The 16,168-nt window shown below is 60.5% G+C and carries 12 protein-coding genes; 3 read left to right on the top strand and 9 right to left on the bottom strand.

What is annotated here, in order from left to right:
- Positions 1-256: 256 nt before the first annotated feature.
- Complete coding sequence (locus tag NZK35_RS20720) at positions 257-496, bottom strand: hypothetical protein (protein ID WP_259634434.1); 240 nt, start codon at positions 494-496, stop codon at positions 257-259.
- Between the two features lie 158 nt (positions 497-654).
- Complete coding sequence (locus NZK35_RS20715; protein ID WP_259634433.1) at positions 655-2,862, bottom strand: hypothetical protein; 2,208 nt, start codon at positions 2,860-2,862, stop codon at positions 655-657.
- Between the two features lie 595 nt (positions 2,863-3,457).
- On the opposite strand from NZK35_RS20715, the gene NZK35_RS20710 reads away from it, so the two are divergent.
- Positions 3,458-4,981 (top strand): BBP7 family outer membrane beta-barrel protein, encoded by a 1,524-nt coding sequence (locus NZK35_RS20710; protein WP_259634432.1) that lies wholly within the window; start codon positions 3,458-3,460, stop codon positions 4,979-4,981.
- 286 nt (positions 4,982-5,267) lie between these two features.
- Here the strand turns inward: NZK35_RS20710 and NZK35_RS20705 are convergent, their stop codons facing one another.
- The 4 genes from NZK35_RS20705 to trpD all read right to left on the bottom strand — a co-directional run bounded on the left by NZK35_RS20705 (position 5,268) and on the right by trpD (position 10,521).
- Complete coding sequence (locus NZK35_RS20705) at positions 5,268-6,608, bottom strand: PQQ-binding-like beta-propeller repeat protein (RefSeq protein WP_259634431.1); 1,341 nt, start codon at positions 6,606-6,608, stop codon at positions 5,268-5,270.
- Positions 6,609-6,676: 68 nt separating this feature from the next.
- Positions 6,677-8,116 carry a pectate lyase gene (locus NZK35_RS20700; protein WP_259634430.1) on the bottom strand — a complete coding sequence of 480 codons (1,440 nt, stop codon included), beginning with the start codon at positions 8,114-8,116 and terminating at the stop codon, positions 6,677-6,679.
- Between the two features lie 108 nt (positions 8,117-8,224).
- A complete protein-coding gene (gene mqnE / locus NZK35_RS20695) occupies positions 8,225-9,367 on the bottom strand; it encodes an aminofutalosine synthase MqnE (protein ID WP_259634429.1) in 1,143 nt (380 codons plus the stop codon).
- 140 nt (positions 9,368-9,507) lie between these two features.
- Complete coding sequence (gene trpD, locus NZK35_RS20690; protein WP_259634428.1) at positions 9,508-10,521, bottom strand: anthranilate phosphoribosyltransferase; 1,014 nt, start codon at positions 10,519-10,521, stop codon at positions 9,508-9,510.
- Positions 10,522-10,640: 119 nt separating this feature from the next.
- Here trpD and NZK35_RS20685 point away from each other — a divergent pair, with 119 nt between their 5' ends.
- Positions 10,641-11,582: a nucleoside hydrolase gene (locus NZK35_RS20685; RefSeq protein WP_259634427.1), complete on the top strand. Its 942-nt coding sequence runs from the start codon at positions 10,641-10,643 to the stop codon at positions 11,580-11,582.
- A gap of 164 nt (positions 11,583-11,746) precedes the next feature.
- Here NZK35_RS20685 and NZK35_RS20680 read toward each other — a convergent pair whose 3' ends face one another.
- The 3 genes from NZK35_RS20680 to NZK35_RS20670 form a co-directional block, all read right to left on the bottom strand.
- Entirely contained in the window at positions 11,747-13,324 is a 1,578-nt protein-coding gene (locus NZK35_RS20680) for a BBP7 family outer membrane beta-barrel protein (RefSeq protein ID WP_259634426.1), read from the bottom strand.
- Between the two features lie 418 nt (positions 13,325-13,742).
- A complete protein-coding gene (gene gluQRS / locus NZK35_RS20675; protein ID WP_259634425.1) occupies positions 13,743-14,675 on the bottom strand; it encodes a tRNA glutamyl-Q(34) synthetase GluQRS in 933 nt (310 codons plus the stop codon).
- The gene (locus NZK35_RS20670; RefSeq protein WP_261364805.1) at positions 14,675-15,451 is read right to left on the bottom strand and encodes a sugar phosphate isomerase/epimerase family protein; all 777 of its coding nucleotides are present in this window, start codon (positions 15,449-15,451) and stop codon (positions 14,675-14,677) included. The genes gluQRS and NZK35_RS20670 overlap by 1 nt, the downstream gene beginning before the upstream one ends.
- Positions 15,452-15,636: 185 nt before the next feature.
- Here NZK35_RS20670 and NZK35_RS20665 point away from each other — a divergent pair, with 185 nt between their 5' ends.
- A complete protein-coding gene (locus NZK35_RS20665; protein ID WP_259634423.1) occupies positions 15,637-16,095 on the top strand; it encodes a DUF2752 domain-containing protein in 459 nt (152 codons plus the stop codon).
- Positions 16,096-16,168: the final 73 nt, after the last annotated feature.

The raw sequence follows: 16,168 nt of genomic DNA, 5'->3' as shown, positions 1-16,168 counted from the left end.
GCTTTAGCCGCTCACTGTCGCTGCGTCGCAGCGAACGGGAATCGCCTCAAGGCTAAACACCAGCGGTTGTTGCATCCCTTCATCCTTATGCCCGTGCCATCCGCGGCACCCTCGGGTGTCGCGTCGGGATCTTGTGAGAAATCCCCACCAGAAGGATCTTGAACAAGATCAACATCCGGGAATGGAGCTCCGCGGGGCGATTGATGGGATCCGGCTGATGTCAATCGATGCTCAGCCGGCAATCGCTGAGGTGTGCTCAGTTGCGATTTTGTTTTTCTTGGGCACGAGCGGCTTTGAGAGCCGCCGCTTCACGGGAGAGTTTGAACTCCGGCCCGCTCGGGTAGTACTGCACGTCGTCCTGCAAGTAGTAAGGACTTGGCAATGTCTGCCCGTTAATGCCCACTTGGCAACCGCTCGCGCCGATCAGGCAGGTGCCCGCAAAGAGGGCGATAGCGGTAGCTCGTGTGATGCGTCCAGATGTCGATTTTCGGCTCATGGCTTCCATGCCTTGTTTGAATCGTCACGTACCGGGGCCGTCGAATGAATTCGAATCCCGTCACAACCGGTATCGGATGAATAACCGGCAAAGATTAACCGGGCATGCAGAAATTGTCGAAATCGTGGCGTGGCCGACTTAATCTTCGGGCACCGGGTTTAATCTTCGGGCACCGGGGCGAGGCTGGTCGTGCGGAGAAGTGTCTGGGGTGCATCGGGCCATTGGACAAAGGCGTGCAAATGCAATTTGACGTTCTGCTCGATGCTGCCCGCCAGCTCACCGAGTCGCGTCAACCGCTCCAAAACCGCCTGAGAACGCTCGAGCTCGGCATCCAGCCTCTGCGCACCGGTCCGCATCACGCTGCGCTCCATCTGGTTGGCGGAACTGTAGCGTTGCTTGAACAGCTCGCGTTGCATCACCAGTCTGCCGTGATTGTCGGTCCGAGACCTATTTTCTGCGGCAAATGTCTCTCGGCTGAGCGAAACCCAGGGCAGCGAGGGGTCTAGTCGGCCCCCGAACTGCATCCGGCAAGAAAGTTTTCGTGAGCACTGGATGTCCAGTTTGACAGCAATTGCGATCGTCTCTCCGTCGGTCGGTGTCAAGATCGCGATCGCCGAGCCGTGGTGGGGGTGTGCCGAATCGAAGGGCGTGTGCCAAGCCAAGTCGACCGAATCGGGGACGGACAGCTCGATATCCAATCGCGACACGTCGGCCGGCAGCGACGTACCGAGTGGCCAGCTGGGACGCCACCGGCGCGGATCCAGCGAAATCGGATACGGATCGGTCTCGATCGACGGTCGCAGGTAGACGGACTTTCCGTCGGAGAGCACCAGTCGTCCCTGCAACAGTTTCTGGGACAGTCCGTCTCGGGCGGCATTGTCTGACCAGCGGAGCACCGTGGCGGGGCCGGTCCGGATCAGTTGTGCGATCGTTTTTCCGTTCTGTTGATTGATCAGGTCTCGCGTTTCGTCCGTAACCGCGCCAGAGAGAGCGATGGCGACCGGGCTGGGAAACTCGATGCGCTCGATCGAGGCGGCCGACGGGTCGATGACGGTTTCAGTGTTGCTGTCGCCGCTGGGTGGCAATTCGACGAATCGATCTCCGGACGGCCGGGTCTGTTGGGGGACTTCGGCGACGTCTTGCTGGGAGGTTTCGGAATTGAGCACCGATTCCAGCGTGTCGTTCGTGGCGTCGTTTTCAGGAAAAGCGAATGGGCTTGGTCGGGCGGGATCGCCCGGACGCGAATCCCCGGCCGTTCCGCGTGGAGGTTCGATTTCCGGTGTTTCGAGCGGTTCGATTGCGAGATCGTGCGAGGGTTCCGCCGGGTCCGAGGGACCGCTAGAGATGCCGCCGGAGAGCAGGTCATCCAGATCGTCCATGACATCGAATCCGCCGCGAACGCGTTCACGATCGATGACCGAGGGGACGGTAAAGTCCAACGGCGCCGCCTCGTTGTCTGGATCACGAGTTGGATGGAGAGGTGGGGACGCGACGAGCTGCTGCGCTGGTGGTGCTTCAAGGCCGTTCGTTTGCGGCGGGTCGAGGGGATCGCCGACGGAGGGCGTCGTTGTTTGTTCCACCGTTGAAGTTTGGCTGACGCGGATTTCAGCGCGCTGTGATCGAAGCTGATTGATTCGGATCCCGGTGCCGATCAAGGCGATGGCGACAGCGGCCGATGCGACACCCAGAACAAGGTTCCAGTTAAATCGCCGATCGCGCGTGATCGGCTGAGCTTTGTTGTGGCGAGTTTTCTCCTCGCTCAGCACGGGCGCGGTGACAGCGGTCTCACCGAAGCGGTCGGTCAGCGACGCGGTGAATTGTTCGACCAGTTTTTCTCGCCGAGCCTGTTCGATGCTGGACAGCGCGAGAGATTGCGTCTCTTCGGCGGCGTGTCGCTCAAAACGATTGTGGGATCTGGAGTGGTCTCGATCGACACGTTGCCGGGTGCGGTTGGGGCTGAGACGGCGTGCGATCGCCGGGCGTGGAGCGGAAAGTTGCTGTAGGAACTCTGCGGAGAGTGATTCAAGATCGCGGGTGCCTCGATCGGCCGGCGGTGTTTTGCCGGTGAAAACAAGGTTGCCATCGAGGTCGATCGTCCAGTCGTTCAGATTGATCGCGGTGATGGTCTCGCCGTCGGCCAGGCGTTGGCGACAGGCGTCCTTGAAACGTCGTGTGAGTTGCGCCGCAAGATCCGGCGGTGGGGTCCCCAAGCGTTTGACCAGGGACGCGACCGATTCAGCGCCGGCAGGGGTTGGTCGGTGCCGGCTGTCGCCCGGCGGGTGTTTTCGTTCTCCTCGCGCTGACCGTGTCGCGGAAACGTCTGGCGATCCACTGCGATTCGGTGCGTCGGGTGAGGAGGCGGACATTTCCGAGTCGTTGCAACGGGCTTTGGGGGTGGCGTGAGTGGTTTGAGGGCAAACCGACCCTGAGTTCATCGGCCTGCTATTGTCGGTAGGAGACCGCTGTCAAGCAAACCCAACAGCGTGTGGCTCCCCCGACGAAGGCCAAAAAAAACATGACTTTTGGCGTATCCGTATTGACTGATACAGATTTCCTGAGTGGTTCTACCGGAATTAACCAAACCACCGGGGTGGTCTTTGCCGATAACTCCGCTTGAAGCGATTCTTAGGACGCATCCGATGCACCAATCGAGGCCGGGATCGACCCGGTCTGATGGGCACCGATTGCCGAGCGGGATTCGTTTCAACATTGAATTACCAGGGGGGAACTGGGTGATCGCTGCACACGGATGCGGCGGGTGTGGATGCATTGCATCGACGCTCCAGTCATTTCCTCTCTCCAAATTGCGGCTCGGGATCCCAGCGTGGCACAGGTGTGCACGCATGGCTCGGGCGAACGAGCCCCAACAGCGAGGCGGCTGCGACCGCGGAGACGTTTGCGATGCACCGAATGATTCGAAACATGGTCAACCGTTTGACAAACACAGACAGCGAAGCGGGTATGTCCCGTCTGCCCGCTGCCAAACCTCTCCCTGGTCTTTACCGTGCCGGTTCGGCGCTGGTGGGGACCGGCCTAGCAGTGGCCGCGGCAATTTTTGCCGCCGGACTACTCTCCGGCGAGGCTTCGGCACAGGGCTATCCCTCACCGGGCGTATCGCTTGCAAATTATGACTTGGCCGCCAGCGGCTTTGTCACTCCCGCCGGAATGCCGCCGATCGGCGCTCCTGGCATGATGGATAGGAGTGGTTCACCGGTCATGCCGGTCGGCTACAACAGTTACGGATGCGACACCGGCGGTTGCGACACGCTGCCGATGCAGGCTTGCATGGACCGCATGGTCTGTGGAACCTGTGGCGGCGGAGGCGGATGTTCGTGCAACGGCATGCTCGGCGGCGGTGGCATCCTGGGTAAGCTCCGCAGCGGCGGCACGGGTTGCCTGTTCTGTCGCGGCGTTGGATGCACGGCGTGTAAAGAGTTGCCGTTCGGCTATGCGGGCTCGTGCCTGGCATCGGCGGTCAGCTTGTTGCGTCCCTACGAAGAGGCGGGCATTTGCAACCAGCGCTGGTACGATATCAGCTTGGAAGCGTTGTTCTTGGATCGGCAAATCAAGGGGACCAATTCCTCGGTCATCACCCAACGTGGAAGTGGCCCCAGCGGCATTCCCGCATTGACGCTCAAAGACGACGGCTTGGATGATCTGGAAGCCGGCGTGCGAGCGTCGGTCGCATTCATCTGGGGTGTAGGCGGCAACGTCGAATTGACCTACATGGGCGGCAATGAATGGAAGGAAGGGGCATCGGCACAAGCGGATATGATCGGCACCAACTTGGAAGGCAACCTGTATTCCTTCCTCACCGATTTCGGCACCGCTCCGGTCGCCGGTGGTTTCGACGACACCGACCGTTCGACCACGCAATCGATCGAAGCACGAAGCCGATTCCACTCGGCCGAGTTCAACTATCGCCGCCGCACGATGTTCCCCTACTGCCGATTCCAAAGCTCGTGGCTCGTCGGTCTGCGATTCATGCGATACGACGATGGGCTTCGCTACTCGACTCAGGGACAAACTCGGTTGACGGTCGGCACCACCACGACGATTCAGGACCGGTTCTTCAATGCCGACTCCGATACCGAAAACCGGTTGTTCGGGCCGCAGGCCGGATTCGATTTCTGGTGGAACGTGGCTCCGGGGATTTCCCTCGGCCTGGGTGCGAAAGGCGCTTGGGTGCAAAACGATGTCGACCGATCGATTCAGATCTCGGCCAACTCGCTCGCAACCCAAAACGTAGTCGACGGCGATCAACGCGGAACCATCCTGACAGATCTTGAACTGAAAGGAATCTATCGCTTGACGCACTCGCTGACCCTTCGCGGTTCTTACTACGTCCTGGCTGTCGACGACATTGCCTTCGGCGGCATGAACTTTCAGACCAACAGTTCACCCCAAAGCGTGACCCCCGGCAACCTGACCTACGACAGTCTGACCCTGCAAGGTTTCACCGTCGGTGCGGAATACATGTGGTAGAGCCTGAAAAGGATCGATCATCAACGACAAAAACCCCGCTCGGAGAACGAGCGGGGTTTTTTTGTGGCTGAAGCCCAATACCGCTAAGTTAAGCGTCGTTTCTTCAGATGAGGGCCCGTAGGCTCGCGCCAAACGGCTGATATTCGTTTGACATCAGCCGGTTCGCGCCAGCGTCCGGGCCCCCTCATTCATGTTAACTTAGCGGTATTGGGCTGAAGCCTGTTGGTTGCGATGGAGTGATTCAGGCAACAGCCTGTGCGACCTCGCAAGCTGGACGCTTCCGCCACTAGCGACTCAAATCGACGGCGACAATTTCTTGATCGTTCCGGACGAACGCGGTCTTGTCGGCGTAGGCCGGATGGCTCCAGAGTACCGGGCGGCCGAACGATTCATTGGTCGGTTCGAGCACCTGCATCCGACCCTTTTCCTCGTAGCCGGCGGCGGTCAGTTCGGCGACGATCAATTCGCCGGTTTCGCTCATCAACAGGTAGCGATCGGATTGTCCCAAGCGTGTCAAGAACGCGGTGCCGTGTCGGGCGAATCGTTTTTCGCCGGGCACGGTGGGCTGGAAGGTCTCCCATAGTCGATCGCCGTTGGTTGCATCGACGGCGATCAGGTTTCCTTTGACGCAATCGGTTCCGTAGATCACTCCATCGACGATCAGCGGCGGCGCGTTGCTGCAATGGACCGCATTCTTGGGGCCGCCCCGCCAGAGTTCTTCGGCGGTGGGCGATTCGCTGCCCAGCCGAAACATGACCGCTTCGGCATGAATCCCGCTGGCGTACATCAGGTCCCCTTCGATCATCGGTTGAGCAATCGACATCTCATAGGCGGGTGTGATCGGAATGTTCCAAAGTGATTTTCCACTGGTCGGATCCAAGCCTTCAACGGCTTCGGGGTGATAAACGATCAACTGACGTGTTCCACCGACTTCGATGATCCGAGTCGCACAGTAGCCCGCTTTGGCGTCCAACGATTTCCATCGCACCTGTCCGGTCGCTTTCTCAAACGCGACCACGCCTTGCCCCTGGCCGCCGACCATCGTGTACAGCAAATCGCCGTCCACCAAGGGATGCGACGCGAAGCCCCAGATGGGCACTTCGGCCCCAAAGTCGTTGGGCAAATTGCGTGTCCAAACCAACGAACCGTCGGCGACCGACAGACAGGTCAGGTCGCCTTCGGCACCGAGCAAGTAAACCTTGTCCTGGTCGACCGTGGGGGTCGCGCGCGGGCCGGCGGGGTAGCTGATTTCGTAAGGGCGGTCATACGAATATTCCCAAATTTTTCCGCCGGTTTTCGCGTCCAACACCAGCAGACGTTCTTTACCGGTCAGTGTGGCGCGTTGGCCGGGATCGTTGACCACTTCGCCGCCGCTGCGTTGATAGTCGAACACGAACACCTTGCCGTCGGCGACGGCGGGGCCGGCGTACCCTCCCGCGATCGGGGTTCTCCATTTGATCGGCAGCCCCGAATCGGGGATTTGATCGATCACGCCGGACTCGCGATAAACGCCATCTCGCGAGGAACCGAGCCAGCCCGGCCAGTCTTCGCCGGTGACTCGATGGTGGCTCGTCAAAATCGAGCCGGTGACGCACAGACAGGCGATCAAAAGAACGTGTTTGGTCATCAATTGGTTACTCATTGAGGAATTCAGGTCATCCAGTATGACGGATCTCGAACGTGTGGCCGAGCCGATCAGTGATCCACGGCGGCCAAATACTCCGCCAGCGTCGTCAGGTGCTCGACCGCGACGTCCATTTTGATCGTCGGTGCGGGGACCCGGTGGTACCGCATCGCTTCGTCGCTCAGCCACGCGCCGCGTTCGTCTTGGCCGTCAATGATCGCTTCCACCACTCGAGGACTCGGGGGGCGACGGTTCGCATCGGATTCGGCGAGCTGTTGCGGCGTCAGTCCGGCGATCCGTTCGTACTTCTTGCGCAACTGGGGAACGTTGCTCTGAAGCTGGAACCCGTAGTGCGTGGGCATGTTGCTATCGTCGTAGGTCAGTTGGTAGTCGAGCGTGAAGTACAACGGGCGATTGGATTTCAGCTCGTAAAATCGCGCGACGCGACCGTCGGGCAGGTGGCAGCTTTCCAGATAGTCGAGCGCTCGGGGGATCGGTTCGAGGTATTTCCGATCGCCGAGTTCGCGGTACACCGTCATCAACGTCTCGATCACGCTGAACGATTCACTGGTCGTGATCGCGGGTGGTTCGAATTTTCTCGCCCAAATCGGCTGCATCTGGGCGTTGTACTGTTGTGCCCAGGCGGGTTGGGGAGCGGGCATCTGGGCGGCCAGCAGCGAGTCGGCAAGTTTGACGGCCGACGCCCGGTATTGCGGGTCACCGTAAACTTTGTCGGCCAAGAATAGGACCTTTACGACGTCGCGTGCCAAGTGGTCGTTCAACGTGTATCGATACCAATATTCGTTGTGTCCGGGATAGGTCTTCGGCCAGGAGTCGGGATAGCTAGCGTTCAGCCTCGGTGTGTCGAGATCTCGTCGGTCCGTCCAGACTTGCGGGAAGCCTCCGCCGGAAAACTGCCCACGCCGGATCAACCCGTCGAGTCCGTAGAGGGTCATCTCGTGGATCGATTCGTCTTTAAAATCGAGCGCCTGATCCAACTGGATCAGGAATCGCAGCGCCGATTGGGTCTTGTCGTCGTCGAGGCTGGACTGGTCTTTGGCCTTGGAACCTGGGCGATCGACTCGGTAGGCCCAGCGGCGGCGGCGTTCCGGTTCGAACTCGACCATCGCCTGCCAGCCGCCGGATCGCATTTGACCGCGACGAAGCGACTCGGCCGCTGCCCGGGCCGCGTCGAGGAACTGACGTTCGCCGGTGGCCTGGTAAAGGTTGACAAATGCCTGACCGACCGCGGGTGTGCCCGGCGGTTGGACCCAAACGGTCGACGTTTCGACAACGCCTTCGCCTTCGCGATGTTTCAAATCCGCCGAATAACGCCAGAGGTAACCGCCTTCGGTGCTGACCTGTTCGACCAGAAACGACGTCGCTTTTCGGGCCGCAGCGAGCGCTTCGCCGGGCAGATCGGCATGGGCGGGCGTTGCGATGGCGGCAATGATTGCGGCACAGCACGCGCCGGCCAGCAGCGGACGAGGCGTAAAGGGGGGCAGACGCATGAGATCGGTGGGTTTAGCGGGGGGAAATCGGGGAGTTCCAAATTCTAACCCGCCAGCGGTACCGAGGGAGTGCCGTTTGGTTGATACCCATGATCCCGCGGGCCTCTCTCAGACGCTGACCGGCGCGCCGGATGTCCATTTCGTGAAGTCGTGGGGTTCGCGGTGGACATGGTTGTACACCGTGTCTCGCTCGACAGGGTCGCGACCGGCTTCGGCGATCAACTGTTTGATGTGATCGACGCTCAGGCATTCCGGGGTGGTCGCGCCGGCGTCGTGATAAATCAGTTCATGCCGGACCGTGCCGTCGATGTCGTCGGCGCCATACGCGAGCGCGGTTTGCGCGGTTTCGATGCCCAACATGATCCAGTACGCCTTGATATGTTGGACGTTGTCGAGCATCAGCCGGCTGATCGCCATCGTCCGCAGATCCATCAGGGCCGACGGTTTCTTGATGTTGTCCAGCTTGGTGTTTTCGGGGTGAAACGCCAGCGGGATGAAGACTTGGAATCCGCCCGTCCGATCCTGTAACTCACGCAGCCGGATCAGGTGATCGATGCGGTGGTAGGCCTGTTCGACGTGACCGTACAGCATCGTGCAATTGGTTCTCAGGCCGATTTCGTGGGCCGTTTGATGGATCTGCAACCATTCGTGCGTGTTCGCTTTGTGCTCGCACAACTGGTCGCGGACTTCGGGGTGAAAAATTTCGGCCCCGCCACCGGGCATGCTTCCCAGCCCGGCATCACGCATGTCTTGCAGCACCCATTGTTTCGATTTCTTGGTCTGGAATTCGAACCAATTGATTTCAACGGCGGTCCACGCTTTGAGATGGATTTGGGGGTAGGTCTTGTTCAGCAGTTCGATGATGCCGCGGTACCACTCGTACGGCATTTTGTGGTGCAGCCCGCCGACGATGTGCATTTCCGTGCATCCGTTTTCGGTGGCTTCGCGGCCGCGCTCGACGATTTGTTCGTCGCTCATCACGTAGCCCTTGGGGTCGCGCAGGTCGCTGCGGAACGCGCAGAATCGGCAGCGATAGACGCAGACGTTGGTCGGGTTCAGGTGGGTGTTGATGTTGAAATAACCCACGTTGCCGTTCTTGCGTTCACGGACCAGATTGGCCAATTGGCCGACTTCCTGCAGCGGCACGGCGGGATCGTAGAGAAAGATCCCGTCGTCCAAGCTGAGCCGTTCTTCGGATTCAACTTTGTCTCGGATTTCGCGGAAACGTGCGGCGTAATCGGGTGCAGGCATGGTGGGACGCAGAAATCGGGTGGATTGGTTTGAAACGCGGTAGAAACCGCAAATCCTGGAGGACGTTAACCGGATCAAATGTGGCGACTTTTACAACGCGCCGGTTTTACAACGCACTGGCTTTCACAACGCACTGGCTTTCACAACGCACTGGCCAGTTGCTCCAATTTGGCCTTTGCCGCCCCGCTGTCAATCACCTCGGCGGCTCGCTGGACGCCGGCGGACAGCGAAGGCGCGGATCCGGTCAGCAGTAAAGCCGCCGCGACGCCCGCGACGACGGTGTCGCGCGTGGGACCGGGTTGGCCGTCCAGGATGCGGCGAATGATCGCAGCACTTTCGGCGGGGCCGCTGGCGGCCAGTGAGTCGACGGTCGCCGCCGGCAAGCCGAAATCGTCCGGTGTCCAGCGGTACCGCTCGGTGACTTGATTGCCTGCGACTTCGACGGCGTCGGTGTAACGGTCCAGCGACACTTCGTCCTGGCCATCGGCGGCATGCACGACAAAGGACCGCGCGGTGCCCAGTTGAGCGATCGCGTCGGCGATTTTTGATTGGGCGTCGGCGTTGCTGGTCCCGAGCAACTGGTGAGTCGCCCCGGCCGGGTTGCAGAGCGGACCGAGCAGATTGAACAGGGTTTTTACACCCAGTTTTCGTCGGATGCCGACGACGTGTCGCATCGCCGGGTGCAATTTCACGGCGAAACAAAAACACAAGCCGATCTCATCGAGCCGCCGGGCCACTTGCTGGGCGTCGGATTCGATCCCCACGCCGAGTTCCTCCAGCACATCGGCCGACCCCGTCACGCTGGTGGCTTTGCGATTGCCGTGTTTGGCGACCGGGACGCCGCAGGCGGCGGTGACGATCGCGATCGCCGTGCTGATGTTGAACGATCCGCTCCGGCTGCCGCCGGTTCCACAAGTGTCCAGCAAAAGGCCGTGATGGTGTGGGATCCGCGTCATGTGGCGGCGCATCGCGGTCGCGGCGCCGACGATTTCGGAAACCGCTTCGCCCTTGCTGCTCAGCGCCAGCAACAACTGGCCGATTTGCTCTTCGGGTGCTTCACCGCTGAGCATTTGGTCGATCAGGACGGCGGTTTGCTCGGCGGAGAGGTCTTTTCCGGCGGTGGCTTGCTGGATCGCGTCATCAAAAGTCGTCATCGGCAGCTGGGGGGATTTGATGAGCCAAACGGGGCGGGGATCGCGTCGGTTTTCTGGAACGCCCAGCACTTTAGCGGATCGGGCTCGTTTCGAAACGCCCGTGAACTTACACTTTTCCCATGACACGAAAAATCATCATCGACACCGACCCCGGAATTGACGACGCCGTCGCCCTGACGGCCTCATTGTTTGACCCTCGCTTGGAGGTTTTGGCGGTCACCGCGACCGCCGGGACGGTCACGGCGGAACAGGCAACGTCGAACGTCTGTGCGATCGTCTCGATGCTCGATCCCCCGCGATATCCGCGAATCGGCAAGGCGATCCCGCCGGAAACGGCGTCGGCGATCGACGATCTGTTCTTGAACGGTCGCTGCGGCCTGGGCGAACTCTCGGTCGGTGAAACTCAGCGACAGCATCTGCCGAGCAGTGAAAAGGTGATTGCGGAGTTGGTCCGCAAGTACCCCGGCGAAATCACGCTGGTTTGCCTGGGCCCGCTGTCCAATTTGGCTCGACTTTATCGGCGGGATCCGGCGGCGATCAACTTGCTCGACAAAATCGTGATCAGCGGCGGAGCGGTGAATGTCGCCGGCAATGCGAGCTGTGTGGCCGAATTCAACTTGTTTTTTGATCCGGCTGCGGCCAGTGAAGTGTTCGCCTCGCCGACGACCAAGAGTCTGCTGCCGTTGGATGTCACCGGCGAGGTGCAGTTTGGCGTCGAATTGTTAGAACAATTGCCTTCGACCGAAACTCGGGCCGGCGAGTTGCTGCATCAGATGATGCCGTTCGCGTTCCGTACCGCCCATCAACGCCTGGGACGCGAGCTGATCCCGTTGATCGATGCGGCGACAATTGCAGCGGTCGTCGAACCCGAGTTGTTCCAGTGGACGGAAATGGCCGGAAAGGTCGAAACGCAAGGTCTGCTTACCCGCGGCATGTCGGTGTTTGACCAGCGGCTGCGTCCGGAATGGCAAGCCAACATGGAAGTCGCGTTGTCGGCGGACATTGAAGCGGTCAAGGGACTGGTCTGCCGCAGCCTGCGTTACGCCGGACAGAAGTCGTAGCTCAGAGAGCGGCAATCCAAGCTCAAGAGTTGACCGAGCCGTCGCGAATTTCGTGAAAGGTCCACGACCCGATCAATGCCCCCTGGCTGACCCCAAAAACAAAACGCGAGCGTGGCAACCACGCTCGCGTCTGAAAGGGGACGTCGGCGAGGTGTTCGCGACGCTTACCAGTTGTAGTCGAATCCGACGTAGGCCCCGTGCAGGATCAAGCAGTCGTCCGCACGCACCGACCCGGCCGAAGCGGCGGAGGTGTACTCAGTCGGCATCTGGCCCACTGCGGTGGCCACACCGCAAGCCGCCAAGACGCGATAGCCGCCATTGATGGTCCAGCAATTGCTGATCCGGTATCCGAGTCCGAGGTCCAGTTCACCCAGTCCGGCCACCGAGATATCCGATTGCCGGGTGTAGAGGTCGCCGGCACCGGCACCTTGCGAGTTGGTATAGCCGGTCGCGGTGGTGGTGGTGATGCTGTGAAAGAATTCCGCATCGTTGCCATAGACGCCGATTTTTCCGCCCAGGTTGAACATCGCTCGGCTGCCCATGCAATAACTCAGTCGCGAGCCGAATTGGTAGCCGAATAAGTTGTTCTCGGTGATCGACTTGTAATACAAGTCATTTGCTCCGTAGCCGGTCATGCCGTCAACGTCGCCGCCGATTTCGAGTTCGTCTTCGAGTTGGAACCAGCGGAAGCCGTGTGAGTTCTGGATCCGAAGTCGTCCGCCGGCGGCTCGTGCGAGCGGACCGATGGCGCTGCCGCAGGCTTTGTCTTTGCAGCCTCCGATACCGCAGCCACCGCCCCAAATCGACGCCGGACTGCCGGATCCCAATCGCCGGGCACCCATCAAACCGAAGCCGACGAGGTTGACCTCCAGACTTTGGATTCTCAAGTCACGGATCACTTGAATGCTTGCCGCGTTCATGTCGTAATCGTCATAGACGGTCGTCGCACCGCCGCCCCGGTTGATCGACGCCGTTTGAAGTGCCGGGTTGATCAATCGCAATCCGGCACCGCTGTCGGGAACCTGGCGGCACAAACATTCCGGATCCCAAAGCATGTAGCCGACATCGATGGCGTACTGACCACATCCAAAGTAGCGGCCCGCGTGCACGTCAAAACTGGTGTCGTCGGTCGGCTCCAAGTCTCTGTTGCGCAAGAGCACCATGCTGCTGTCGTCGGTGACCAGCGGAGTGTTGTCGCTGCCGGCGATATTCCAGAACAACAGATTCGAACCGCCAAACCAAGGCGAAATCGGGCGCGGTCCGCGGGCGGGTGCCGTCGCGCAGCTCCCGCTCGCTGCTCCCTGCCAAGGTGCCGCCGCGGCGGCAGCGTAAGGACTGGTGCACCCGTAGGAATCGCACGGCGCGCCTGACGATCCCGCCGGGGCCTGTGCGGCGACGGGGGATTGCACCGCAACGCTGGGATCAGGGTGATGATTGTGCTGCGGTGCATAGCCTGGTGCCGTCGGCATGGTCGGTGCCGGTGGGTACACGCGATGGCCTTCGGGATGTGGCAGGTTTTCAATCGCGTTTTGCGTGGCGACCGATTGAACCGAGGCACCGAAGGGCAACGCGTTGTTGCTCGGGCGATTGGGCTGGATCGGCGAAGTAGGGCGTCGAAAATTGTTCCATCGGGCGGGAGCCTGATACGTGCCGTTGTCGGCATCGGCGGGATTGCCTGCGGCACAGTCCAGGGCGACGATGCCGCCGAAACTGAATCCGAGTGCGATTGCGAAGTGTCGCATCAATTGAGTTCTCACAGTATTACTCCTTCATCCTGTATAAGTCGCTTCCTACTCGGACACTGTCAGCCTGGAAAACGAAGGTGGCTTCGTCGCGTTCGATGTGAGAGAAAGTTGACGAACCAACCACGGGGTGCGGGGAAAGCCCGACGCCATCAAAGGGAGGCGAAACGAGGGGCTGGCGGTCGGACGTGCGGTCGAGAAGGCGGTCACGCATGAACTCAACGGCAGCGAACGTCCGCTGTCGTTTTGCATCGACCCCTCGGCGCTCCTCTGCCGCGATTGTCGCGCGATTTTGATGAGGATTACGTCGACCACGATCTCGCAATCGTGTTTGCCAGACGCATCGAGACAATCGTCCGCGATTGGTTAAGCGAGAGCGATTTGTCAGACGGCATCTAACGCGTGGGCGCGACGACGCTCACAATCCGAACAATCGGTCCGTCTCCATCACGGTGTCCTGAGTGGGCAAACGCGACCAATCAAACTGGTCGATCAGGTCGGCCGCTTTTTGCGGCTCGGCGGTGTCGGTCAACCCGAGTGAATGGGCCGCCCAGCCGACGATCGCCTCGGGCGCGACGCCACACTCGCGATAGTGGCTCAGTCGCGTGTCGCCGTGACGTTTGGCCAATCGTCGCCCGTCGCTGCCCAGGACCAAGGGGACGTGGGCGAAACGCGGCGGTGGGTGGCCGAGGTGACGATACAGATCCAATTGCCGAAACGTGCTGGCGACCAGATCGTTGCCACGGATGACAAAATCGACGCCTTGGAAATGGTCGTCCACCACGACGGCCAGCTGATACGAGACTTGATCGTTTTTGGACGTGATCGGGAAATCGCCCAGCTCCCGGGCCGGATTGCAACGCTGACGCCCCAGCACCGAATCGTCAAATTCTAATGTCTGGTCGCTGACACGAAGCCGCCAACAGTGAGGCTGTTCCGGGACCTTGTCGCCGTCGCGATAGCCGGCACAGGTTCCCGGATAGATCGGCCCTTCACCGCGAAAACGACTCTCGTGGGGCGCCGAAAGCGCTTCGGCGATGTCTTTGCGTGAACAGACGCAAGGGTACGCCAGATTGTCACCGCCGTGGGTCAACGTCGCCAGCGCCTGCCGGTAGAGGTCTTCGTGTCCGGTTTGAAGCGTGGGTTGCCCGTCCCAATCGATGCCCAGCCAGCGAAGGTCCTCGATGGCCTGGTCGATCGCCCAAGACTTCACGCGGGGCGAGTCGAGGTTGTCGATGCGAAAGACCAATTCGCCTCCCGCCCGGCGCGCGGCCCAATAGGCGATCAAGTGCGTTCGCGCGTTGCCCAGATGCTGAGCACCGGTCGGAGAGGGAGCCAGGCGGGTTCGCATCACGTTTGGGCGGCGAGCATGTTGGCCATGCTCTGGCGGGCAATCGTCTCGGCGCCGAGCGAGTAATCAAAGACTTCGACGCTGGTCCAGCCGTCGTAGCCGATTGCTTTGATCGCTTCAAAGATCGGCCGAAAGTCCACGTCACCCATGCCCGGACCGAGCAGATTGGGATCATTGGCGTGAAAGTGCATCATCGCGTCGGCGTTGTCACGAATGATCTGCGGAACCGGTGTCGGTTCATCGCTCATCGCTTTGACGTCCAGGTGCAAGCCCACCTGATCGCTGTCGACCCGATTCATTAAATCGCGTCCGGCCGCGGCGGTGTTGAGGAAGTTGCCTTCGCCACGCCCGAGCGGCTCGATCGCGATCCGGACCCCGCATTCTTCCAGGGTCGGCACCACGGCACGCAAACACGCCGCCGCCGCTTCCATCGCCTGCTCTTCGGTTTGGCTGGCCGGGAAATTGCGTTGCTGCGGTGAACCCAACACCATTACGTCTCCGCCCAAGTCACGGCACAGCCGCGATAGTTCGCAGAGGTAGTCGCTGGTCTTTTGACGCACGTCCTCGTCGAGCGTGGTCAAATGAAATCCTTCCGTTTTTGCCAACAGCCAATGCAACCCGATGATCTCCAATCCGCCCGCGGAAACGGCGTCGCGATACGCAGCACGCTGGTCGGCCGTGAAAGACGGCACGTCGTCGGTGATCATGAACGGGGCGACTTCCCAGCCGGTATAACCCGCATCTCGAGCGATTTGGAGGGCTTGGGCAAGTGGCATCTCACCGAACGTCTCGTTACAAATGGCGTACTTCACGGGCTGTGGTTTTGGTTCAAGTTGCGGAGTGTGAAAACGAACCGACAGAATAACAGCCGGGAGATCTGTTCGCACGGGCCCAGCGTCGCCGGCCATGCGGACAGAGGCGAATTTGAATCTCCAACCCCAACCGCCGAGGAATCACCCGCGTGGACTCATTGCGATCGTCGCTGCAACCCGACCGCGAGACGACAGCTCTGCGCTCCTGGTCGCTGCGAATCGCTGCTGCATCATTGGTTGTCGTCTTGGTCGGATTGCTGGCGACCGCTTGGACGCTGAACCCCGACGCGTCCGGCTTGGGGACGCATCATCAATTGGGACTGCCGCCGTGCAGCATTCGCGTCCTGTTCGGGATTCGTTGTCCCAGTTGCGGCATGACGACGTCGTGGGCGCATGCGATGAATGGAGAGTTTCGCGCCGCGGCACGCGCTAGCGTGGGTGGATTCCTGTTGGTCCTGTATGCGTTGGGGGGGCTGGCGACGATGCTGCAGATCGTACGTCGTGGAAAAATGCCGGCCGAGAAAACGATTCGTCACTTCACGATTGCTTTGATCGCGATCGCGGTGGTCACGCTGGCCGATTGGGGCGTGCGGGTGTTGGGGCAGTAGGTCACGCTGTGCGTGACGGTTGGCTGCTCCCCGCGTTTCACAAGTGAAACCAGCATGGCAAGCTGGAAGCTTA

This window comes from Stieleria sedimenti (genome assembly GCF_025060895.1).
In the GTDB taxonomy this organism is placed as follows: Bacteria; Planctomycetota; Planctomycetia; order Pirellulales; family Pirellulaceae; genus Stieleria; species Stieleria sedimenti.
Note: the sequence above shows the minus strand (reverse complement) of the source record. Positions and strands in the feature narration are given on the sequence as shown.

Bases quoted from the DNA above. Each gene is read 5' to 3' on its own strand.
- NZK35_RS20720 (WP_259634434.1), bottom strand. From the start codon at position 496: ATGAGCCGAAAATCGACATCTGGACGCATCACACGAGCTACCGCTATC.
- NZK35_RS20715 (WP_259634433.1), bottom strand. From the start codon at position 2,862: ATGTCCGCCTCCTCACCCGACGCACCGAATCGCAGTGGATCGCCAGAC.
- NZK35_RS20710 (WP_259634432.1), top strand. From the start codon at position 3,458: ATGTCCCGTCTGCCCGCTGCCAAACCTCTCCCTGGTCTTTACCGTGCC.
- NZK35_RS20705 (WP_259634431.1), bottom strand. From the start codon at position 6,608: ATGACCAAACACGTTCTTTTGATCGCCTGTCTGTGCGTCACCGGCTCG.
- NZK35_RS20700 (WP_259634430.1), bottom strand. From the start codon at position 8,116: ATGCGTCTGCCCCCCTTTACGCCTCGTCCGCTGCTGGCCGGCGCGTGC.
- mqnE (WP_259634429.1), bottom strand. From the start codon at position 9,367: ATGCCTGCACCCGATTACGCCGCACGTTTCCGCGAAATCCGAGACAAA.
- trpD (WP_259634428.1), bottom strand. From the start codon at position 10,521: ATGACGACTTTTGATGACGCGATCCAGCAAGCCACCGCCGGAAAAGAC.
- NZK35_RS20685 (WP_259634427.1), top strand. From the start codon at position 10,641: ATGACACGAAAAATCATCATCGACACCGACCCCGGAATTGACGACGCC.
- NZK35_RS20680 (WP_259634426.1), bottom strand. From the start codon at position 13,324: ATGCGACACTTCGCAATCGCACTCGGATTCAGTTTCGGCGGCATCGTC.
- gluQRS (WP_259634425.1), bottom strand. From the start codon at position 14,675: ATGCGAACCCGCCTGGCTCCCTCTCCGACCGGTGCTCAGCATCTGGGC.
- NZK35_RS20670 (WP_261364805.1), bottom strand. From the start codon at position 15,451: ATGCCACTTGCCCAAGCCCTCCAAATCGCTCGAGATGCGGGTTATACC.